17 protein-coding genes are annotated in these 23,142 nt (G+C 49.1%); 9 read left to right on the top strand and 8 right to left on the bottom strand.

The window, feature by feature from the left end; all coding sequences use genetic code 11:
* Positions 1-362 precede the first annotated feature (362 nt).
* Together Pan54_RS03310 and Pan54_RS03305 are read right to left on the bottom strand one after the other, a co-directional pair.
* Positions 363-3,338 (bottom strand): hypothetical protein, encoded by a 2,976-nt coding sequence (locus Pan54_RS03310; protein WP_146502151.1) that lies wholly within the window; start codon positions 3,336-3,338, stop codon positions 363-365.
* A gap of 171 nt (positions 3,339-3,509) precedes the next feature.
* Positions 3,510-4,535: a KpsF/GutQ family sugar-phosphate isomerase gene (locus Pan54_RS03305; RefSeq protein ID WP_146502150.1), complete on the bottom strand. Its 1,026-nt coding sequence runs from the start codon at positions 4,533-4,535 to the stop codon at positions 3,510-3,512.
* A 328-nt stretch (positions 4,536-4,863) separates the two neighbouring features.
* On the opposite strand from Pan54_RS03305, the gene Pan54_RS03300 reads away from it, so the two are divergent.
* Both Pan54_RS03300 and Pan54_RS03295 read left to right on the top strand, forming a co-directional pair.
* Positions 4,864-6,309, top strand: coding sequence for a DUF1501 domain-containing protein (locus tag Pan54_RS03300; RefSeq protein WP_242631205.1), 1,446 nt, complete (start codon positions 4,864-4,866; stop codon positions 6,307-6,309).
* A gap of 103 nt (positions 6,310-6,412) precedes the next feature.
* Complete coding sequence (locus Pan54_RS03295; RefSeq protein ID WP_146502149.1) at positions 6,413-7,231, top strand: sugar phosphate isomerase/epimerase family protein; 819 nt, start codon at positions 6,413-6,415, stop codon at positions 7,229-7,231.
* Between the two features lie 23 nt (positions 7,232-7,254).
* Here the strand turns inward: Pan54_RS03295 and Pan54_RS03290 are convergent, their stop codons facing one another.
* The 3 genes from Pan54_RS03290 to Pan54_RS03280 form a co-directional block, all read right to left on the bottom strand.
* Complete coding sequence (locus Pan54_RS03290; RefSeq protein ID WP_165441560.1) at positions 7,255-8,769, bottom strand: SpoIIE family protein phosphatase; 1,515 nt, start codon at positions 8,767-8,769, stop codon at positions 7,255-7,257.
* Positions 8,770-8,965: 196 nt separating this feature from the next.
* A complete protein-coding gene (locus Pan54_RS03285; protein ID WP_146502147.1) occupies positions 8,966-9,889 on the bottom strand; it encodes a cation diffusion facilitator family transporter in 924 nt (307 codons plus the stop codon).
* A gap of 474 nt (positions 9,890-10,363) precedes the next feature.
* Positions 10,364-11,326, bottom strand: a complete 963-nt coding sequence (locus Pan54_RS03280) for an ABC transporter substrate-binding protein (RefSeq protein ID WP_146502146.1) — start codon at positions 11,324-11,326, stop codon at positions 10,364-10,366.
* A gap of 242 nt (positions 11,327-11,568) precedes the next feature.
* Between Pan54_RS03280 and Pan54_RS25705 the strand changes: the two genes are divergently transcribed.
* Positions 11,569-11,730, top strand: a complete 162-nt coding sequence (locus Pan54_RS25705; protein ID WP_165441559.1) for a hypothetical protein — start codon at positions 11,569-11,571, stop codon at positions 11,728-11,730.
* A 24-nt stretch (positions 11,731-11,754) separates the two neighbouring features.
* On the opposite strand, the gene Pan54_RS03275 is transcribed toward Pan54_RS25705, so the two are convergent.
* Positions 11,755-12,129 (bottom strand): STAS domain-containing protein, encoded by a 375-nt coding sequence (locus Pan54_RS03275; protein ID WP_146502145.1) that lies wholly within the window; start codon positions 12,127-12,129, stop codon positions 11,755-11,757.
* A 288-nt stretch (positions 12,130-12,417) separates the two neighbouring features.
* Between Pan54_RS03275 and Pan54_RS03270 the strand changes: the two genes are divergently transcribed.
* The 5 genes from Pan54_RS03270 (at position 12,418) to Pan54_RS03250 (ending at position 18,804) form a co-directional block, all read left to right on the top strand.
* A complete protein-coding gene (locus Pan54_RS03270; protein ID WP_165441558.1) occupies positions 12,418-12,684 on the top strand; it encodes a ribosomal protein L7/L12 in 267 nt (88 codons plus the stop codon).
* Positions 12,685-13,020: 336 nt separating this feature from the next.
* On the top strand, positions 13,021-14,256 hold the full coding sequence (locus tag Pan54_RS03265; protein WP_146502143.1) for a hypothetical protein: 1,236 nt from the start codon (positions 13,021-13,023) through the stop codon (positions 14,254-14,256).
* A 126-nt stretch (positions 14,257-14,382) separates the two neighbouring features.
* Positions 14,383-15,906, top strand: coding sequence for a Gfo/Idh/MocA family protein (locus Pan54_RS03260; RefSeq protein WP_146502142.1), 1,524 nt, complete (start codon positions 14,383-14,385; stop codon positions 15,904-15,906).
* Between the two features lie 425 nt (positions 15,907-16,331).
* A complete protein-coding gene (locus Pan54_RS03255; RefSeq protein ID WP_146502141.1) occupies positions 16,332-17,723 on the top strand; it encodes an MFS transporter in 1,392 nt (463 codons plus the stop codon).
* A gap of 106 nt (positions 17,724-17,829) precedes the next feature.
* Entirely contained in the window at positions 17,830-18,804 is a 975-nt protein-coding gene (locus tag Pan54_RS03250) for a pseudouridine synthase (protein WP_146502140.1), read from the top strand.
* Between the two features lie 238 nt (positions 18,805-19,042).
* Here the strand turns inward: Pan54_RS03250 and lysS are convergent, their stop codons facing one another.
* Complete coding sequence (gene lysS, locus Pan54_RS03245) at positions 19,043-20,539, bottom strand: lysine--tRNA ligase (RefSeq protein WP_146502139.1); 1,497 nt, start codon at positions 20,537-20,539, stop codon at positions 19,043-19,045.
* A gap of 251 nt (positions 20,540-20,790) precedes the next feature.
* The gene (locus Pan54_RS03240; protein ID WP_146502138.1) at positions 20,791-21,984 is read right to left on the bottom strand and encodes a formylglycine-generating enzyme family protein; all 1,194 of its coding nucleotides are present in this window, start codon (positions 21,982-21,984) and stop codon (positions 20,791-20,793) included.
* Between the two features lie 261 nt (positions 21,985-22,245).
* Here Pan54_RS03240 and trpC point away from each other — a divergent pair, with 261 nt between their 5' ends.
* On the top strand, positions 22,246-23,040 hold the full coding sequence (gene trpC, locus Pan54_RS03235; RefSeq protein ID WP_146502137.1) for an indole-3-glycerol phosphate synthase TrpC: 795 nt from the start codon (positions 22,246-22,248) through the stop codon (positions 23,038-23,040).
* Positions 23,041-23,142: the final 102 nt, after the last annotated feature.

Here is a 23,142-nt window from a genome sequence, read left to right as displayed (position 1 = left end):
TGAACCGCCAATACGCCAGGAAAAACAAGTCGCTCATTTAATAAATGAGATTGGACCACTAAGGCACGAAGAGTTCTGTCACAACATTGCCTCAAAATCATTAGGCTTTTTTATTGAGTTTCATGATTCTTAAATCTCTTAGTGCCTTCGTGGTGAAGACAACCTGATCAACTCATATCAAATTTCATTTCTATTGATCTCTTTTTTCACTTGGCGTCTTGGCGATTGATGAATCAAAAACGTAAACAGGTTGAGGAGAGATCCTCTCTGTAGCAAATAATAAATCTGGTGACTCATGCAGCAGATCTGGAATTCTCTTCTGGCTGAATTTGGCAAAACTTCAGTTACAAGAAGCAATAGACTCACCGAGACCCTGAAGCACCGAGTGTTCGGTCCAGTTCCAGAATATTGCCATCGGGAGAGATGCGGATCATTTTGACATCGTAGCGGGAGCGGGCGGCTTGAGGATGTTCGTAGTGCCAGATGGTCGCGTGGCGATTTTCCAGCGAGCGCATTGTGAACATCTGGTTGCTCTGGTCGAACGTAACCAGGTCGGCTTTGGCCAGAAACTGGTCTCCCTCAATTTCCGCATTGCCTTTGGCCTGCACTTCGATCGACCAGGGAGCTTGTTCCTCGGCTGGTTTCTTAGGATCTTTCGGAACCTCCCGTAACGCAACTTCAAGCAATTGGCTTTGCACCCAGACGCTTTGAGGCGGACGATTGTCGCGACCAAAGCGGGACAGCGGTTCGCTGACCGGGCCGTGGAGTACGTTCACGCGGTCGTGCAAAGTTCCCTGGCGTTTCAGATAGTTACCATCCATGTGGCCGGCAAAGGTGATGCGGGTGTAATCCCAGCCGGATTTTTTCGCGGGCGTTTTCTCCGAAGGTGATTTGCCCATCATTCCTTGCGGCAATCCGAGCGAAGCTTTGCCATTACTGCGTTGCCAGAATTCAATCACTCCCGGACCTTGAGCATTCATCGCTCCGGTTTGCTGATTCATTGTGTACGACCAGACATCCAGATAGCGTATCCCAACCAGCACACCATTTTCATACTGATTCATTTCAAAGCGCACCCGATCGCGACACTCGATGCTGGCAATTTGCGGCTTGATTGTCATTGAGGTCGATTTGAGAGAGATCGGTTGATCGAGATGCACCTTCAGTTCTTCGCATGTGATGACGGAATCGCCAATGGTCGCCCGGACGGTTCCCACGAAATGAGCAGTTCGTCCTTCAAACCGCATCTGCTCTTTCCACGAAACCTCTAGAATTTGAGCCTGCTGAAGTTTTTCGCCGTTCCAGTTTGATTTGACAGGAAACTCAATCGCCCCTCCGCCCATAACGCGGGTGAAATTCTGCGCGCGATCCAGAAACAGGTCGATCCCATCAATTCGCATTTCTCCACTACGAATCGAGGCGAAGCGCTCATCGGTGCCGAGGAGATGAAATCGCTGCCGTTCGTCACCTCCATTGGCGATATCAACCGATTGTCCTTCGAGATGCACCGGTTCTTCCTGGTCTTCAATTAAACCATTTGCTTTCACGATCCCCTCGGTTTTCACATGAGCGACATGCACATCTTTGAATTTGGGATCGTGAACGACCTGCAGTGTGAGATGCGTCGCGTCAATCTTGAACGGTTCTTTCGGGACCTTCTGGAGTGAACTTCGTTTTTTGATTGCAGCAGTTTGTTCGGCAGGTTCAGATATGACATTGTTTGACGTTGACGTATCAGTCGTTTTGGGAGTTTCGCCTTTCAAGGCTGCGAGGGTCTCGACCGATTGGCGATCGAAATAAACATCGAGCGATTCATATTCTCCTTCAAGATATGGGCTGACCACCGCAACATCCTGCTCGGCGAGCGTGCGGACGATTCGCACATCTTGTTTTTGACTCAATGAACTATTCACGGAAGCGTTTACTGGTGCCTCCAATTGAATGCGCTTCAGCCAGACTTTGATCGAATTCGAAATGATTCCTGTTTGCTGGACAGGAGAATGCAGCACGGCTTTGCCAGTCAGGGTGACAAGGTCTAATTGTCCCTGTGAGTTGGGATCGGGCATGAATGTCAACGATTCCTGCCAATTCGCCTGAGCCAGAATCGCCGGGATGGCGGACTGCTGAATCAGTTGTCCAGAATCCGCTGCGGTCTTATCCAGATATTTCACCTGGCCGGGACCATCACATTTGGCAAAGACCGGTTGCTGATCGTCATCGACCTGGATTTCGAGCCGGGGAGTGAAGAGATCTGCCCCCCGATATTCAATTTCAACGCCACGATTTTTCTGCAGGATCAACTTTTTCTCACGTAGCAAATACGTCAATCGTTCGCCGACAGCTTCGAGTTGATTGGCTGACGATTTGGCAATCACTTCATCGCCGGTGGCCGTTAGCGAGATTAACTCCAGATTCGAACTCCCGCCCAGTGTTTTGTTTTCAGAGGGGACGGCATCCAGCTTTTCTCCAAACTGCAATGCGAGAGAATCGCAGGTGAGGGAATCGACGAGGCCTGTCTTATCCGTTCGGTGGACGAACACATCTCGATTTAAAATCGCCAATTGGGAGTCAAAGCGATACTGAAAATAACCTTCGCAGGTCACCAGCACGGGAGATTCCTCTTCATCTGGCTTGAGATTCATCTCCAGATGTTCGCTGATGAGAATATCCTTAATCGCTTCAACTTGAGGATTATCGGCATAGGCCCCCCCATCTCGCATTTCTAGATTGATCTGAATGTTATTGGCAAAACCCTGATGTTTCTGAAACCGAAAATCAATCGGGTGATAGCTACTGATGTTTTTGTTGTCTCGCGAAAACACAAAGTTGCTGCCGCGAACCTTCAGGCCATCGTCACCACGAATATAAACCTGACCGATCATTCTGATTTCGCGAATCAATCTCGTCCGTATTTCAGATAGTTCGACCGCTTCATCAAAGACGAAGGTCGCCTTTTCGGCTCGGATGACGATCGGCTCCTTCTCTGATGGTACTTTTCCATCTTCCTCATCAGCCATCCAGACCATCGCCACAGGACTGACCTCGATCTCTGTATTTCCGTTAACGAGTTTCTTCTCGTTGAAAAACAGATGCAATCCATCAGCTCGAATTTTAGCACGGGCATTCACTGCCCAGGGAGCATCGGGCAAATACTTCTCGGCCATTTCCTGGCTGATACGTGGACCAATCGAGGGAACGCTGTGAACTATTGGTCGCTGAGCGGTGGCGTGATTTGTGTGTGAGCGAGACAACAGCCGATGAGAAACCTGCGCATACACTGAGTAGGCGCCGAGGACCATCAGCGTTGAAAATAGCGTGATCAAATATCGACGCATCATAAGAAAACTCTTCGGCTTTCAGACTCCAGCACCAACTTCGTTTTATGTAAGGCGACCCCTGCCAGTTATGGCAGGGGTTTCATCACGATCATTGTGCGACGATTGCCAAACATCGCGATTGCAGACTCATCCCCACCCGAGTCATGACTGACTCGGCTCGCCCGGGTTTCATTACGAATTCAACTCAAGTGACTGTGGCATCAAAGCGATCAAATCGGTGATGTCGAGCATGCCAACTGGGAAACCTTCGTCATCGACAACGGGTAACTCACTCAGTTTGCGTTCGGCCATCAGGTCGACGGCTTCTCCAAGGACGGCTGTTCTGGAAATAGTTGTGGGACGTGAGGTCATGACTTCGCGAATCGGTCGATCAAGTTTCTGTTCCTGATGGCAGGCGAGCAGGCGGGCCAGGTCGCTATCGGTGAAGATGCCGATCAGTTTTTCTTCGTCATCGACAATCATTACGGCTCCAGTTCGTCGAGCCTGATTCCAGGATTGCCCGAAGACTTCCCGCACGGACTGCGTTTCTTTGGCGATTCGCAGGGAATCGTCTGTCCTCATGATTTTTGTAACGGATGTTAATTTGCGTCCCAGGCTGCCTGCAGGATGATACTGGGCAAAATCCTGACTTCCGAAGCCTCGCACCCGAGCCAGAACCAGAGCCAGAGCATCGCCCACGGCCAGCATTGCCGTTGTGCTGGTTGATGGGGGCAAGCCGTGCAGACCGGCTTCGCGAAGGCGTCCAATCGGAATCGCAATTTCAGATGCATGCCCGAGTGTACTGTGACAGGTTGCGGTGATTGCAATCACGGCTATGCCGCGTTGTTGAAGCAATGGGAGTAATCGACAGACTTCTTCAGTTTCGCCGCTGTTGGAGAGAATCAGTACAATATCATCTTCATGCAACGAACCAAGATCGCCATGAACGGCTTCAGCCGGATGGACAAAATGGGCTCGTGTGCCAGTGGAAGACATCGTGGATGCGATTTTCTGACCGATAATGCCAGCCTTGCCAATGCCGGTCACAACAACACTACCCTGGCAGTGTTCGATGCGATCGACAGCGGCACAGAAGCGGGCATCGAGATCGATGGCGATATTGCGAAGAGCAGTCGCCTCGTGTTCGATAATGCGTTTCGCTTCACGCAACTGGTCAATGTGTGTGTATGGAATGATTTGATCGACTGCAGCCGTCATGGGAACACCTTTTAACGCAGATATGGAAAATGGCGCTGAGAGTTTGCGGACTTTTACCCCAAAATCCAATTTCAGGTCAATTGCGATCTTGTGATGTGATTGGCAGATACTTTTGACAAGAGAGTCTTAATTTCATGCGGTTTCCGTGATTTTAAACTCGAATTGGACCGCTTTCAAATTCGCAAAATATCACTGAAAATGCGAAAACAATCACCACTCATCTGTCCACTTTTTGGTGCGCAACTCTGGAGATTTGCCTTCTGATTCGTTAATCTGAGAGTTCCCAACAGGTTCCAGCGAATGCCCACCTCAGTAACTGGAGAAGCCGATGACGTGTTCCCCTGAATCTCCATACCAGCATCCTCAACTGACTCGTCGACGAATGATCGAAATTGGCAGCATTGGTCTGCTCGGTCTCGGTGCCAGTCATTTGGAGCAACTGCGAGCGGAATCGGAACCGACGAAACGACACAAATCGGTCATCTATATTTTTCTTTCGGGCGGTCTGGCTCAGCAGGACAGTTTCGATCCCAAGCCAGATGCTCCGGTCGAGTATCGGGGCGAGTTCAATCCGATCTCGACAAAAACGCCGGGAACTCAGATTTGCGAACACCTGCCGATGCTGGCCCAACGCAGTGAAAAATGGTCGCTGGTTCGCAGTTTGACGCATCCCTACAACGAACATTCGCAAGGCCATATGGTGATGCTGTCCGGGCGATCGGATTTGCCGCGGGGCTTCAACCCTTCAGAGCCGAGACCTTCCGATCATCCCTCTATGGCTGCGATTGCCAATCAGTTAATGCCCGGACGCAATAATCTGCCGCCTGCAATTATGTTGCCTGAAAAGCTGGTCCACCGAACCGGAAGAACTCTGCCCGGCCAATTTGGTGGAATAATGGGTTCTCAGGAAGATCCCTTTTTCCTGCAGGCCTCCCCCTATAACGCACAATCTTATGGAGCCTGGCCCGAATACGGATTTCATCATCAGCGGGGAGCAGAAGTTCCAAAAGGATTTGAATTCCGTTCGCCGAATTTATCAATTCCCGAATCGATGTCCGTCAAACGACTGCATGGTCGTCTGAACCTGCTACAGCATATCGATGCCCAGCAACAGCAGTTGACACAACTCTCAGAGCTCGATGCCTACAATCGCTATCAGGAACGGGCGATTTCCTTACTGGTCGATGGCAAGATGAAAGATGTGTTCGATGTCTCCAAAGTGGAAGCATCAACCCGAGAGCGTTACGGAGAGAATGTGTTTGGCTGGTCGTTGCTGGTCGCGCGGCGGTTGGTGGAAGCAGGAGTCAGTTTGATTCAAGTTAATCTTGGGAACAATGAAACCTGGGACACACACGGAAATGCATTTCCGAATCTGAAAAACTATCTCCTGCCTCCCATGGACCGCGGTGTTTCCGCGTTGCTCGATGATCTCGATGAACGAGGCTTACTCGACGATACGTTAATTGTGATGGCAGGCGAGTTTGGACGAACGCCAAAAATATTCACCATCCCATCAGCCTATGAACTTCCTGGCCGCGATCACTGGGGGAAATTACAATCGGTGTTCCTGGCTGGCGGTGGTGTGAAAGGTGGCCGCGTGATTGGATCCTCCGATAAAAATGGTGGCGCACCTGCTACCGATCCCCAACGACCGGAAAATCTGGCCGCGACGATTTATAACTCACTCGGCTTACCTTCCACAGCTCACTGGAATGATTTACTTGATCGTCCGATTCCGCTTTATAACGGCGCGCCTATTCCGGGATTGAGTTGAACAGATGGCTTTCGTGGCGATGAACTTGAAGATCGCACTTAGGATTGTCAGGATGAACGGCTCACGATCCAATTAAAGTCCATAATCAGGTAAGTCGTTCGATATGATTCAATTTGCAATTACTGTCAGTCTGGTTGAGCAAGCGCGTGGTGGTCCGTTTGTGTATTGGGACGGTGTGCGAGCCGCTTTTCAGGATGCGAAGCAGCTTGGTTACGATGCCGTGGAGATTTTCGCCCCTTCGGCTGATTTCGTTGACCGTCAGGAATTGCAAAAGCTCATTGAAGAAACGGGCCTGAAAGTCGCGGCTGTCGGAACGGGAGCCGGGATGGTGGTCCATCAACTCCAGTTGTGTGATGCCGATGTCTCACGTCGCGAACAGGCGATTCAATTTATTAAAGACATCATTGATTTTGGAGCCGAGTTCAACGCACCGGCAATCATCGGCTCGATGCAGGGACGTTTTGACAAAGTCGAGGGTAAGGCGGTTGCAATCGAGCGACTCACAGAGGCTCTAAACAGACTTGGGGATTATGCGGGACAGAAGAATGTTCCGCTGATTTACGAACCGCTCAATCGTTACGAAACCAATCTGTTCAATAAACTGGCAGACGCAGCTGATTATTTGCGATCCGAGAAAATTGCCAATGTGGTTCTGCTGGCTGACCTGTTCCACATGAACATCGAAGAATCCAACATCGCTCAGGCTCTGATCGATGCGGGGGAACTGACCGGGCACATCCACTTTGTCGACTCCAACCGACAGGCAGCAGGTTTCGGACACATGGATTTTGCACCGATTGTCAAAGCCCTCCAGGAAATCGGCTACTCGAAATATGTGTCAGCCGAAGCTTTTCCGATTCCCGATGCGGCCACTTGTGCTCAGCAGACGATCAAAAAATATCAGGAGTTGTTTCCACGATAATCTGCGGTTAGGTGCGGAATGATTTAACCCCGCTTCACCAGCACGGCTGTCATATCATCGGATTGTGTTTCCAGACCGTTCATTTCCTGACAAGTCGTGAGCAAGTTATTCACAATTTCGCTGGCAGATTCGGTTCGATGCGACTCGACAAATTTGAGCATCCCCTCACGACCAAACAGCTCTTTCTCAGGGGTCATCGTTTCGCAGATCCCATCGGTTGACAACATTAGTTCATCACCCTGCTCGAACGCAAACTGTGGAGAACATACAAAAGTAACGCGTTCCTCAACGCCGAGCATCAAGCCTGTACTTGGCAGGCTAACGCGATCTCCATTGGCTTTCAGAAAATCGGCCCTGTGACCGGCTCCCACGTAGCTGAAGCTGTGAGTCTGGAAATTGATTTCTGCTAAAAACAGTGTAACAAAAGCGCACTCCCGTAAATCGTGAAACAGGAATTCATTCAGGCATTCCATCGCCACGTCCAAACGGACTTCGGTCCGCAATATTGCACGCAGGTAGGAACGAACTTCAACCATTTCTAAAGCAGGCCCCAAACCGTGCCCGCTCACATCTCCAACAGCAACGACGACGCGATTCGGAGCCACGGTGATGTAATCGTAATAGTCTCCCGAAACCGATTCGGCTGGTAAAGATGAACCTGCGATATCGTATCCGGAAAAAGAGGGAGCTTCGTCGGGATAGAGCAAGCGTTGCACGGCCTGGGCGGCCTGCAATTCCTGTTGATTATGCAACTGCTCGGTGATATCGGTCGATATCCCGCCAATACCAAATATGTCACCATTGGCATCGTATAACGGAAATTTGGCGGAAATATAGGTATGCAGTCCATCATCGTGAGGCACGACTTCCTGACTTCGCTGCATTTCTCCATTTTGAATTATCTTGAGATCATTTTCCTGAAACGCACTTGCAGCCGCTGCATTGAAGATGTCATAGTCCGTCATGCTTTTGACGGCTTGACGATTGACATGGAACAGTTCTTCAAAAAGACTGTTGATATACAAGTACTGTCCTCGTAAATTTTTCGCATACGCCACCGCTCCCGTGTTATCGAGCAGGCTGAGCATGAGTTGCTGCTGTTTATGAATCGCCTGCCGTTTCTTGATCCGATGACCTGTATCATCCAGGCAGAGCATGACATAGCACTGATCGCTATCCATAAATCTTTGGGCGAACAGTTTGATTTTTCGAAAGCGTGTCGTTGGCGAATGCAGTCGACAGCGTATTGAATTGGTGATCACTGAAGTTGATGGAGTGGTTGCATTGTCTTCTACTTCATCTCGATGACTTTCGGCAACAAAGCTCTCAAACCAGTTATGAATTTTTGACTGATCCTTTTTGCGTATCAAATCCGTCAGAGGAGTTCCGGCATTTAACGAAATGGAAGAGTGAAATAGCTTCCGGCAACTGGAATTGCTTGATCTCAGCTGGCCCTGAGAATTGAGAATCATAACAGGCCAGGGTGAAATTTCTGCCACCCGAGAATAGGTTTCAAGCTGAGCGGCGGGATTTTCCACGCGCGAACTCATGACGACACGCCCACTTGCAATGAGGAATTAGCGTCCTTGCCGTTTAGGATATGTGATCGAGATAATTTCAATCACTTCATAGCATATAATCTTCACAATTGAAAATACCATACCAATGATATCACAAATGTTCAATGCGTTTTGTTTTTGCAACGCCCGAAGTGCAGTATTTGGCTAATTCTCCCTATTTTCTTCGACTAACGAGAATTGCGTCGGCTTCTAGAAAAATATTACGGATTTCGGGGTAGGCTTTTCGAATTTCGCTTTCAATTCGATCAATCGTGCTTTCAATTTGGTCAGCATCGAGTGAATCGAGAAATTGCAAATCCATTGCGAGCAAGACTTGATTCGGCCCAAAATGCAATGTGAGGGGCGACTTGGCGCGTTGAACTTCCGGGTAACTCCCGACAATCTTTCTCACCCCATCGACAATTTCAGGAGAGGCACTTTCACCAATCAGTAAGCCATGGGATTCGTAAATCAGTACGAAAGCGACCGCTGCCAGAATCAGTCCAATGAAAATGGATGCGACTCCATCCAGGACTGGCATTTCCAGAAGATGTCCAAAAAAGATTCCTAGAAAAGCGACCACTAACCCTAACAGAGCAGCAGAGTCTTCAAAGAGTACCGCAAAGGTCGTGGGATCCTTACTCTCCTTGACTGCTTTCCATATGGAACTGTTTCCTTTGGTCGCCAGAAAACCTTTTAGTGCGAGGTACCACGCAGCTCCCTCAAAAACGACTGCCAGTCCAAGTACGATGTAATTGACAGTCGGGTCCGAAAGTTTTGCAGGATGAAGCACATGCAGAATGCCTTCATAGACGGAAATTCCGCCTCCGATTCCGAAAATGAGGATTCCGACGATCAGAGTCCAAAAGTAAAGTTCGGGGCCATAACCGAAGGGGTGCCTGTCATCGGGAGCCCGCTGGCTGCGATGAATTCCAAAGAGCAGCAGCCCGCCGTTACCAGTGTCGACCAGCGAGTGAATCCCTTCGGTCAACATCGCAGAACTTCCCGTCAAACCTGCAGCAACGAACTTGGTGACTGAGATCAGAAAGTTACCGACAATCGCTCCGTAAATCGCCAACTTTGAACCTGATGCCGCCATTTTGAGAACCCTTTTGAGGTGAGAATTTGATTAGGATTTGTAGGAGTTTGAACAATAATAAACCACAGATCGACACGTAATAAGACAAATGTTACCGGTTCTTGCTGATCCATGATTCTAATAACTGAAGTGTTGCAAAACCTCAGTTATAAGCACGAAGCGTAAGCGAGCAAGTGAGTCTACACCAAGATCAATTTGAAAACCGGAGAAAGTAAGATCCCTAATAAAACTGAAATTTATTTTTGAACCACAGAGGCACAGAGGACACTGAGGACACTGAGAAGTCTTGAAATCCAAGGCTTATGAAGAGTTCGATTGTTTTAGCATTGCAGTCCTTTCCGAAAATTTCTCTGTGCCCTCTGTGTCTCTGTGGTTTTAATCTTTCTCAAAATTGGTTGAGTCATTTTCGAAGTTTGGTTTCAAACTGAAGTTTTGCATAACTCCAGTTATAATTTCAGCAATCGTTTTAAAGCATTATTCACTTGGTCCACTGAGGTTGACATAGGCCTTTTTATACAGACCTGTTTCAATAAGCTTAAGTTCTTCCATTTGGCTGCTCAATGTCTTCCAGCGTTCAGGGTCCATTTCGCCTGTGAATTCGCCATCAGCATTCCGGCAAAGTTTGCGAAGGGCTTCCATTCCACCATCGAGCACATCCCGAGGCATTTCAGGATTGATAGTTTGGATATATTCGTGAACCGTATCGGAATTTTCCAGGTAGGTTTTCCAACCAGCCATCGACGCCCGCACAAACTTTTCCACCAACTCGGGTTGTTCAGAGAGTGTTTTTTCGGAAACGATGAGCACACTCGAATAGGGATCGAAGCCGAGCTCCGATAAGAGCAGCGAATTGGTTTCGATTCCCTGTTTTTGAGCGACAATCGGCTCGCTGAAGACGTATCCCTGCTGAGCAAAAGCGGGGTCCTGCAGAAATTGAGACAGCGAGCCGGTGCTCCTGACAATTTTCACGCCCTCGAGTGGAAGTTTCTCTCGCAAATAATGAGAAAAAGCCGGAGCATCACTCATGGCCAATGTCACGTTTTTTAATTGATCGAAGGACTCAATCCCAGACGACTTATGGACAACAATACATCGCGGAGAATGCTGTAGCGGAGCAAAGACCCCCACGACCGGTGCCTGCTGAGCCCGTCCGAGCAAAATGCGATCCGCATTGGAGATACCGAAGTCAACCCGCCCGGTTGCAACCCGCTGAATGACCGGACTGTCGGGACCACCCGGTAGAATCTCGACTTCGAGCCCTTCTTTTTTGTAATCTCCATTTAAAAGAGCCGCATAAAATCCGCCGTGCTCAGCTTCCGGCAGCCAGTTGAGCGCGAGTGTCACTTTCTGATCACCAGCAGTCTCCGTGACTGGGGATGAACAGGAACAGAGAGAGATGATGAGCAATAATACCATCGTAAAACTGAAGATCCGCATAATTTATTTCCTGAGTCCAGAAGGAATTCGATGCGTAAACCTTACCGTCTGCGTAATCCCATGAAAACTGAGCAACACCCAAACATCCCGTCAGGATTGTTGTTCGTGGTGAGCTATGGTTCAGAATGGCGTGGGAATTCCACACCAATGCGGCAGGTTTGTATGGAATTGAGCGCAACTAAGTCGCTCGTGTCGCAATAAGACCACACAATTAAGCCCGGGCAGAACACAAGGATGCTGAAATGTTGAGTTCCTTATGGTATTCGATCTGCTTTTATGCAAACTTCTATTACACGTTCGTACTGCGCTGGTGGTCTAATATTACACCAGCAGAATACGGTGTTGTTCTCATCGGTGTCGGCATTTTTGGCTGGATTTTGCTCAAATCCGCCAGTCGTAAATAACGTGACTCGAAGGAGTCGGAAAGTTTACGCTGATTCGCCAGATAGCCCCGCAATCGCTTCATCACGAGATTCGAAATAAGGCCACAGCTTAAAAAGACTCATCCCCTTGAGAACATCGTACATGTTCGGATTGGCAGAGCAGATGGCGACTTTCCCACCACGAAGTTTCTTCTCGCGTCCGAGTGTAATTAACGCTCCGATGAACTCAGAACCAAAATAGTTCATGTTCTTCAGGTCAATAATCAGTAGTGGCACGGTTTGATCGGCGACTAAAGTCCGAACCGAATTCGACTCCATCTGCAAATCGGCATAACGAAAACTGGCTCCCTGACCGAGCGGTGTCACAAAAATGCAGGGAGGCTCTTTTTCGACTTGGAAAATTTTCAGATGACGAGCCATCGAACTTTACAGCCTGTTGGGGGTGAAATAAATACTCTGCTCTTAACCTATTACTTTTGCAGATGCAAGTTGGAATGAACCAACTGCACAAATCCGTCACCATTTTGGGAAAATTAAGAGAAAATTCTGAAAACTTCTGGAATTAATTGCGCAGAACCGAGTTTCAAAACGTATCAGACTTAACAGTTGTGATTCATATAGCAAATGACACGATTTCAATTCAGAAAGATCTGATTGAAGTTGATTTCCAATGAATTGCTCACCAATAACGGAATGGATCTCCTCAGAATGAACTCAAAAGAAATGGACCAGCAAGATAGAAATCAGATCATTCAAGCGATCCAGAACGGACGTAAAATTGAAGCCATCAAGATTTACCGGGAATGTACAGGCAGCGATTTACTGGAAGCCAAGAATTTTATTGAAGGATTGACAGAAGAACTTCGAGAACAGAATCCCGAAAGTATCCCCGAAAATAATTCAGGATGTGGAACCGCAGTGTTGATTTGTTTCATCTGTCCAGCTTTATCACTGTTTTATCTGCTCATTTCCTGAAATAGGAATAGAGAGTTCAGTAAGTGGCATAGATTTATATCGTTATTTGTTTGATTGTCCCTCCCACAAAAGATATAGTGAATTCAGGTCAAATCATGTGCCGGAAGAAATCTTTCGCCATATTTCAGGTTTCTTGAATGCACCAACGTGTACAGTACACTAAAATTCACAACTCGCACATTGATTTTCAGACCAGGTTATTGCCACATGACTCGTGTGGCTCACATCGAAGACTCCTCGACGGCTGTAGCTCAACTTTTCTGTTAAACGCAGTTGAGTCCCCACCTATGTCGACCCGATCTGGCAGCATCTCCTGATGTTGCAAAGGAATAGATAGTGGCTGATTACGATATCCGAAAAATTAGTATCCTTGCCTGCATTGCCCTTGTCGTATTGCGACTGTCAATTGGTTGGCAATTACTTTACGAAGGGCTCTGGAAGCTCGATTCCCAGAATACTGCCTCTGCGTGGACGGCTGAACCTTATCTGAAAAACTCACAAGGTCCTTTGAGAGACTACTTTCGCAGTCTTTCAGGCGATCCTGACGATTTAAGAGATCTCGATTACGAGACTGTTGCTGCTCGCTGGACTGGCTGGGCAGAACGCTTCAAACAGCATTACCAACTCGATGATCGCCAAAAACGGATCATTGATGAGATGGTCCATGGTTCGAAGGATTTCCGTGTTGAATTGAATGCACTTCCAGAAGGTGTCGAACTGACGGGAAGTGTTGGCAAGGTTGTGACTTTCCTGCCAGATGAAAAACGCCTGATTGTCGACGGGAAACTACATCTGACACCCCGAGAAAAACAGGCATTGCTCGCACAGGTCAATTTCAACGAAGAGACCGATGATGTCGACGCCATTCAAGATGAAGTGAAAAAAGATTTCGTTAAGAAAGTCCTGTATTTATACAAGCGTCAGTCTTCACTGTCGTATTTGGAGAAGGCACTTGCGAGTCTCAAAGGCGATCCCGAATGGGCTGGTTCTGTTGATGATAAACAGAAAGGGACCCTCGATGGTAATACTCTTGGGAAAATTCAACTCTACCGAGATCGCCTCGATCGATACGAGCAAAAACTGGCAAATGTAAAAACTCATTTTGACCAGGATCATCTCGATTACGACTGGAAGGAAATCCAGACATTACGAGCCGAGCTGGTTGGTCCGATCCGTAAACTGGAATCGGACATGAAGTGGGATGCCGAGAAAATGTTGAGTACGTCTCAGTTAGCCCTCGGACCAATGCAACCGCAATACACTGCACAACGTGATATTGATTTGAAAACCATGTGGGGGCTGACCATCATTGGCGGCCTGCTGCTTGCTGGTTTCATGACGCGGGTCGCTGCTCTGGGCGGTGCCTTTTTGCTGCTGCAGTTTTATCTGGCTTACCCACCCATTCCGGGATATCCCCAACCACCGGGGCCGGAGCATGCGATTGTGATTAACAAGACATTTATCGAAGTTCTGGTCCTGCTTGTCTATGTCTTTTTACCGACAGGCAGCTGGTTCGGAATCGATGCGATCTTCTCCGGCTTCTTTAAAAAGAAACCAGCCGACGATCGATAACCCGACTTTCCATTTTGCTGGAGTGTCCACGTTGGCACTCGATTGAATATGATATCTCCTCCCTGCCCTCAGTGAGTTATTACTGAATAATGCAGGTATTAATTGACTGTGTACGAGGTTCCAACGATGTATTTTACGCCCGAAGAAAAAATTCTTGGCAAAGATAATTTCCATACCGCAGTCGGCTCGACACGTCGTGACTTCCTGATCGGTACCATGGCTGCAGGTACTGCTGCCGGAGCGACATACTTCGGCTATCAAAAGCTCGATGGCAATCCGGTTAAAGTCGGTTTCATCGGAACTGGTGATGAAGGGAGCGTTTTGCTCACCGAGCATCCACCAGAATACATGGAAATTGTTGCGATTGCCGACTTGCGTCCCACCAACCAGAAACGCGCTTTCGATGGCGACGGCAACGAACACCGTATTGGTCTCGTTAAAAAACTTGGGGCCAACTCTAAGAAAAATATCAAAGTTTACGACGATCACAAAAAGCTGCTCGAAGATCCGAACATCGAAGCAGTCGTCATCGCTGTTCCTCTCAGCCAGCATGCTCCAGTTGCCATCGATGCCCTCAAAGCCGGCAAGCACGTTCTCTGCGAAAAGCTGATGGCTCACGACATCACTCAATGTAAAGAGATGATCAAAGTTGCCAAAGAGAACAACAAACTCCTGGCTGTTGGTCATCAAAGGCACTACAGCGTGCTTTACGATAACGCCAACCATATTGTCCAACAGGGATTGCTGGGCGACATCAAATTTATTCGTGCCCAGTGGCATCGCAATAACAGTTTCCCCGGTCGCGACAGCTGGCGGAAGCAGATCAATAAAACAGATGCCGCTTCTCTCGAAGGCCGTTTATCCGAATACGGTTACGACGATATGGAGCATCTGATCAACTGGCGTCTTTACAACAAAACTGGCGGTGGTCTGATGGCCGAACTCGGTAGTCATCAACTCGATGCTGCTAGTATTTTCCTCGGCAAAGTCCATCCGATCGCAGTGCAAGGTTACGGTGGACGCAACTTCTACGGTGTTAAGGGAGTCGGCTCTCTCGACAAACAGCAGGACGACCGTGAAATCGACGATCACGTTTACGTGACCTTCGAATTCCCCGGACCAAACTATGAATCCGACAACCACGACAAAGTCATCGTAACTTATTCCTCCATCAATACGAACCGTATGGAACCCTACGGCGAGTCTGTCTTTGGAAGCCGGGGCACTATGTATGTGAATCTTGAAAAAGATGTCATGCTCTTCAAAGAAGCTTCACCAACCACAGGGGGTGGAGGAACCGAACAGCGACTGCATGTGCTTAATGGAAACCCAGGGGCTCCCGTGCTCGATGCCAGTGAATCGCTCGCTCCCTCAACCAATGCCGCTGTCGCTTCAGCAGCCCTGGAAAAAGTCAGTCGTGGATATACAGAAGAAATGGAACACTTCTGCTACTGCATCCGCAACAACAACTTCGATCCCCCGAGCGAAGGTGGCTTGAAGTGCAATGGAACCGTCGCGATGGCCGATGCGATTATGGCATTAACCGCCAATCTGGCGATGAAACACCAGAAACGGATCGTCTTCAAAGACGAATGGTTCGATCCGACAAGTCCGGCAACCCCGGAAAATGATGAACAGGTCACCAGCTAACGGCGACCTGTTGAGTGTGCCATTGCTAGCTTGTCCAGCATTGGCTGCAGGATAAAGTGACATTTCGACTAGAGCCTAGTCTTTGATGGCAAGGCTTTTGTCAATTTTGTAGCACATTGCTCCAATTAAATGTAACAATGACGACCTCACCGGCACGAACTCTGGTTCTGCAAAAGAATTAACCCGGATCGACTTGCTTATTTGCTCCAGCAGTTGACAATAGGGCCGTGGGGTACGCTGTGCGTACCCTACTACTCTGATACGATGAACGGATATTACAAGCACGAAGCGCAAGCGAGTGTGTTTTATGTCCGTATTGAACACACTCGCTTGCGCTTCGTGCTTGTAAACATAAATACGCTCACAGCGAGATGTCGCAGCCACAAAGTGTTTCCGATTGCCAACCTGCCTGATTTCTGAGAACTATGAACCGCAATAAATTTGCTCAATTGATTATCTTTGTAATTGTCGCGATCGACCTGCTCGGTTTCGCGATCATCTTGCCATTGATGCCGCGTTACGGCGATTTCTATAACGCCAATGCGATGACCCTCGGCTTCCTGATGGCCTGCTTCTCGACGATGCAGTTCATCTTCGCACCAATCTGGGGACGCATTTCCGATCGCATCGGACGTCGGCCTGTGCTACTCGTGGGACTGGTTGGCTCCACATTCTTTTATGGCGTATTCGGCTGGATCTCCACATTTCAGGCCGATCAACTTTTCCTGGGACTGGCTCCACTAACGTGGTTGTTTCTTTCACGAATCGGTGCGGGAATTTCCGGGGCAACTCTTTCGACTGCTCAAGCCTTCATTTCTGATAGCACCACCAAAGCGGAACGTGGCAAAGGGATGGCGTTGATCGGAGCCGCCTTCGGAGTCGGTTTCACATTCGGGCCACTCATAGGAGCTCCCTTCGTAGGCACCGATGCAGCTGCTCCTCCAAGTGCCTGGCCGGGATATATTGCCTCGATGATTTCCGGAACCGCTCTCCTGATTGCCATTTTCAAATTGCCCGAATCACTGCACAAAGGATCAAAACCAGCCAGCAGTCACTGGTTGAATTTGAGCGAATTACGAACTGCAATCTCCCAACCGACGGTCATGCCATTACTCGCGACAATCTTTATCGCGACTCTCGCGTTCGCTCAATTTGAAATGACGCTTCCCTACATGACCAAATTAATCGGTCTGAGTGATCGGGATAACTTTTACATCTTCGCCTACATCGGATTTCTACTCACGATTTTTCAAGGTGGACTCATTCGACGCATGATTCCCAAACTTGGTGAATTCCGGACGGGAATTTTCGGAGCGGTTTGTCTATCCGCTGGACTGCTCCTGATTGCCTGGGTCGCGAGCGATCTGAGTTCCAATTCCCATGTCAATCCCGCTCATTCCACCATCTCAGCAGTAGCACAGGATCCCGTTGCGTTGGAGCAGATGGAAAAAGAAGGACGGAGTTTATTCCCGATCCTGATGATGGTTCTTCCCGTCAGCGTGCTTGGATTTGCTGCTGTGACTCCTGCCTTGCAGGCAATGTTGTCTCTCGGAGCCAGCGACAGCGATCAGGGGGAAGTTCTGGGCGTCGGGCAAAGTATGTCGGCATTGGCTCGAATCGGTGGCCCAATTGCCGGTTATGGAATGCTCGAACTCGGATATCCATTGATGCCCTACATTTCCGGAGCCGTGTTAATGATTGTCGTGGCCCTGTTACTGGCCAGGCTAAAAAATATGCTGGATCGTCGAACTGCTCAAACGATTGAGAATCCCGATCACTCTACTTCTTCACCGGTCGTGGCGACCACTCAGGAATAGACCATTTTCATGGTGCCCTTGCCGTCGCATGGACACCATAAGACTAAGATCGATTTTGTTTGCTCCGGCAGTTCGGCGCTCTAAATTATAGAAATGCACTAATTCAATGCCTAAACCCAACAACCCTCAATCCCGACCTCGCAAATCCAAAGCCGAACGACCTGTCGAAGGACCCGAAGAGTATCGTCTACAAAAGTTCCTGGCCTCGGCTGGACTTGGCTCGCGCCGTAAGTGCGAAGAAATCATTCGTAGCGGCCGGATCATGGTCGATGGCGAACCCGTCGATAATCCCGGTATGAACGTCAACCCGCTCACGCAGGTCATCACATTCGATGAAGAACGCCTCAAACCACAACCGCACAAGTACTTCGCGCTCAATAAACCGAAGGGAGTTTTGTGTACCAATCACGACCCTGCCGGACGTGCACGGGTCATCGATCTATTCGAAAAAGAACGCGTGCGACTCTTCCCGGTTGGACGGCTCGATGAAGAGAGCGAAGGCTTGCTCATCGTGACCAATGACGGCGAATTTGCCAATCAGTTGGCTCATCCCCGCTACCGAATTTATCGTACGTATAAGGTACAGGTTGTCGGCGATCCGAAACCCGAGCAGATTCAACAGCTCAAGCAGGGGATTTACTTCAAAGAAGGTAAGTTCAAGTTCGTTAATGTTCGTCGAGCCGGTCGTCAGGGGCGTTCGACCTTCCTCGAAGTCACACTTGGACAGGGACACAACCGCGAAGTCCGTCGACTGTTTGCCCGCATCGGTCACAAAGTGATGTCACTCGAACGCATCGCCTTCGGCCCGATTAAACTCGGCAAACTCAAATCGGGACAATACCGTCCTCTCACCGATGGCGAACTGAATGAACTCCGCGAAATGCTGGTTCGCAATCGTCAAACATTGACGCCCACTCCAGAAAAAGCACCGCGTCAACGCAAACCGTCACCGAGAGCTGAGGGCAAAAGCAAAAGAGAAGGCGATCGACGCCCCGCCTCAGCCAGAAACTCGGCGACTCCAGAAAAGAAACGCATCTTCCGCAAATCGAAAAGCAATTCCCCGGTTTCCCGTAAAAAGTAGGTATGTGCCACGGCTCTGTGAGCCGTGTTTTTTATCACATTGGTCGAGAGTGACATTCACGGCTCAAAGAGCCGTGGCACTGACCCTTAACAAATCCGATGGGGTGGCTAGGTTCGAAGCACAGCGAAGTCCCCAGAGCTTTGTGTCAACTACTGATGCAAAGCCTTAAGTCAGGCAGTGCTTGACCTGCAGTGCTGGATCGTAACAACACCGAGTGATCACCGGCTCGGCTTTAACCTCACTCTTCCCCTGCAGCGGGCATTCCTTCAGGTCGCAGCAGTGGGAAGTAAATCACATCGCGAATACTACGGCTGTTTGTCAGTAGCATGATGAGCCGGTCGATGCCAATTCCCAATCCTCCAGCCGGAGGCATGCCGACTTTGAGGGCGCGGATGAAATCGGTATCCATCTTGGCCATCGAGTCTTCTTCATCCTGGCCTTCGAGCTGTGTCAGAAACAGCTCTTCCTGCAACTTCGGATCATTCAGTTCCGTGTACGCATTGGCCAGTTCCATACCCTTCACATACAACTCGAATCGCTCAGCAATGTTCGGATCATCCTGCTTGCGCTTGGTCAGCGGACAGATGCTGGCCGGGTAATCGATAACGAACACAGGTCCTTCGAGACTGTCTTCCACCAGTTCCTCGAACAGATCATTCACAATCACATCAGGATGCTTGCCTTCGGTTTCGATCCCCTTGCTCTGGGCGATCTGCTTGACGGCTTCCGTATCCGACATCGCACAGCCAGCTGCTTCCTGAAACAGTTCCGCATACTTGCGACGCGGCCAGGGCGAAGTGAAATCAATCGAACTTTCACCTTCTTCGCCCCAGGGCAGAACCATCGTCTCAGAAATCGCTTTGACGGCATCGGTCACGATTGCCTCGGTCAAATCCATCATCGTTTCGTAGTTGCCGTAAGCCTGATAGATTTCGATCATCGTGAATTCAGGATTATGCGTTGCATCGATTCCCTCATTCCGGAACACACGCCCGATTTCATAAACCCGCTCGACACCCCCAACCATCAATCGCTTGAGATGCAATTCGAGGGCAATCCGCAGATACAGTTCAATATCCAAAGCATTGTGATGCGTGGTAAACGGACGAGCAGCCGCTCCACCGGCGACCGAATGCAGAACCGGCGTTTCGGCTTCCACATAATTCTGGCCCCGCAATGTCTGGCGGACGGAATCGATAATCTTCGAACGCTGAAGCATGCGATCAAGCACGCCATCGTTATAAATCAAATCGATATACCGCTGCCGGAGCAGCATTTCGATGTCTTTGGCCCCATGATATTTTTCAGGTGGCTGATAAAGCGACTTACATAAGAATGTCAGTTCTTCAACAAAGATCGAAACTTCACCCGACTGCGTCCGACGTAATTTTCCATCGATTCCAACCAGGTCGCCCAGATCGAGAGCAGAGACGAGTTCCCACTGTTGTTCGGTCATATCCCCGCGAGACATCAGCAATTGAATACGACCGGTGGCATCTTTAGCATCGAAAAATCTTAATTTCCCTGCCTTACGACGCCCCATTAGACGAGCGGCAATACGAACAGTCGCCCCGTCCAAGCCTGGTTCTTCCGGACATAGTGGGCGGACGGTTGCAATCGCTTGATGATTGTCAAAACGTTGTCCGTATGGATCGAAACCCAGTTCTCGGATTTTTTCTGCTTTCTCAAGACGAGGTTTTTCAAGACGATCCGGTTTTTGGGGAGAATTGCTCATGAATGTTTGCTGTCAATTGAGGATGGATATTGGCCCATCGCTTGGATTTAGGGGTTGAATCGCTCGGCATCATCGGGAATCGGTGGAGGATCGTCAACGAATGCGATAGAAAAAGCACGAAACAATTGTGAAGGCGAGCCGAGTCAGTCATGACTCAGGTTTTCTTACGATCATTGTGCGAAAGGAGATGATGAAGTCGATGATTAATCGGAACCACCCGAGCCAGGACTGACTCGGCTCGACAATTTCATTTACTTCTTCACCATTTTCGTATCAATCACACAACGAAATCCCGTGTGATACGCAGCCGACGAAACATCGCTTCTCATACGGGCCGCGTTTCGATACCCGGTGCAGTTATTAGAGTTACATAAAAACGAGCCTCCCCGAGTGACACGCTTTTCGATCGTCGGTTCGCCGGGATCGAAAGAAGCAGTCGGCCCCTGGGGATTTCGTTTCGGGCTGAAATTGTAGTAATCCGGACGATAATAATCGTTCACCCACTCCCAGACATTGCCGGACATATCGTAGAGTCCGTAACCATTGGGAGGAAAACTTTTGACGGGAGAAGTATCGAGAAATCCATCCCGGTTCTGTCGATCCATCGGAAAAGTCCCCTGCCAGGAGTTCGTCATATATTTGCCATCAGGCTGGAACTCGTTGCCCCAGTTGTACTTCTGATCCTCCTTACCACCACGGGAGGCATATTCCCATTCGGCTTCGGTGGGCAGGCGTTTCCCCGCCCATTTGCAATATTCCAGGCAATCTTTGTAAACGACATTCACGACAGGATGATCCATTTTGCCTTCAATGGAGGAATCCGGACCAGTTGGATGTCGCCAATCTGCTCCCTTCTGATATTTCCAGGCCTGATATTCCCAGGATGGATAATCCATTCTCAAGTTTTCCCGGTCGAAGTCCTTGTTGAAAATAAGCGATCCGGCCACGAGATTTTCCTCGGGAATGATCGAGATATCAGGCACGACACCAATGAAATCTTCCCGTTTTGGAGGGATTTCTGCGAAGGTGACGTAGTTGGTTTCCTCAACAAATTTGTCGAACTCGGCGTTGGTCACTTCGGTGATATCCATCCAGAATCCATCGATGGTCACTTCATGAGCCGGGAATTCATCCGGTTTGATACGATCGGGATTCGGTTTTCCCTCCTCCGGAAAAAAATCGGTTCCCATCGTGAAGGTTCCCCCCGGAATCCAGACCATTCCCGGCGGCGTTTCTGCTGGTTCTTCGGTGATCGGAGGACTCGTATCTTCAACAGAGTCCGTTTTTCCAGCGGTTTTAGCAGGCGCATCAGATGAAGCAGAGGGATTATCTGCCCCCTGAAACAAATTGGAGGGGCCAAAAGCAGCCAGACCGACTGCTATCAGGCAAATGCCAAAGATGATGACAGGCAGAAGCGATGAATTTTTTGCGGAAGAATTATTCATGGACACTGTACTCGTTGAGATTAAAAAATTGATTCCTTCCATCTTACGGAGATTCCGCAGCGGGATTCAAATCGCATCCCCCGAATTCCCAACTTTTCGGTCAGAGAATAGGCAATCTCATGATTTCTGAGACTTGAGTGTCTATGATACATTATTAGCACGAAGCGCAAGCGAGTGTGTTGAAGTCACTCCTTAGACACACTCGCTTGCGCTTCGTGCTTGTAAATATTCAATCCATTGCACTCATTCACTGGTGGAACCGTGAAAAATATCCTCGATGACATTGTCGCTCATAAACGGGGCGAAATTGCAGCGGCTAAAGAAAAGCTGCCTTTTGAAGAACTGGTCAAACAAATCCCGCAGGCTCCGCCGGTGCGGGATTTTGTGACGGCTCTCCGACTCAGCCATCCGCTGGGTGTGATTGCCGAAGTCAAAAAGGCATCCCCCTCGGCTGGCATTATTCGTGACGATTTTCATCCGGTGGAAATCGCGAAAACGTATGCTGCTCATGGGGCAGCCTGCATCAGTGTGCTGACGGACGAAAACTTCTTTCAAGGACATCTCGATTATCTCAAAGCAATTCGGGCAGCAGTCGATCTTCCCTTACTACGGAAAGACTTCATTCTCGATCGCTATCAAATTGCAGAAGCCCGGGCCGCTGGTGCCGATTGTGTGCTGTTGATTGCCGAATGTCTCGAAGAAGACGAACTGCGGGATCTTTATCAATACACCCGTGAACTGGGAATGCAGGCACTCGTCGAGTTGTATGACGAAACGAATCTCGAACGTGTGCTGAAATTGAACCCGCACATCATCGGAGTCAACAATCGCGACCTGCGAACCTTCGAGACGGATCTGGCCCATTCCATTAAGATTCGTAAGCAGGTGCGGGATACAATTCTCTTCGTCAGCGAGAGTGGCATCCGCACTCGTGAGGATTCCGAACGACTCATTCAATCGGGCATAAATGCCATTCTCGTTGGTGAGTCGCTGATGCGGTCTGACGACATTGGCAAGGCATTAGAAAGTCTGTTGCCGAAACAGGTCAATGCGTAAAAAACTGGTAGGACAAGCTTCCAGTATGTCTATAATTAAACAGCAAATCGCATTTAGACAGTTTGGAAGCCTGTCCTACGGATTAATAATTCACAACAAGTA

This window comes from Rubinisphaera italica (assembly GCF_007859715.1).
In the GTDB taxonomy this organism is placed as follows: Bacteria; Planctomycetota; Planctomycetia; order Planctomycetales; family Planctomycetaceae; genus Rubinisphaera; species Rubinisphaera italica.
Note: the sequence above shows the minus strand (reverse complement) of the source record. Positions and strands in the feature narration are given on the sequence as shown.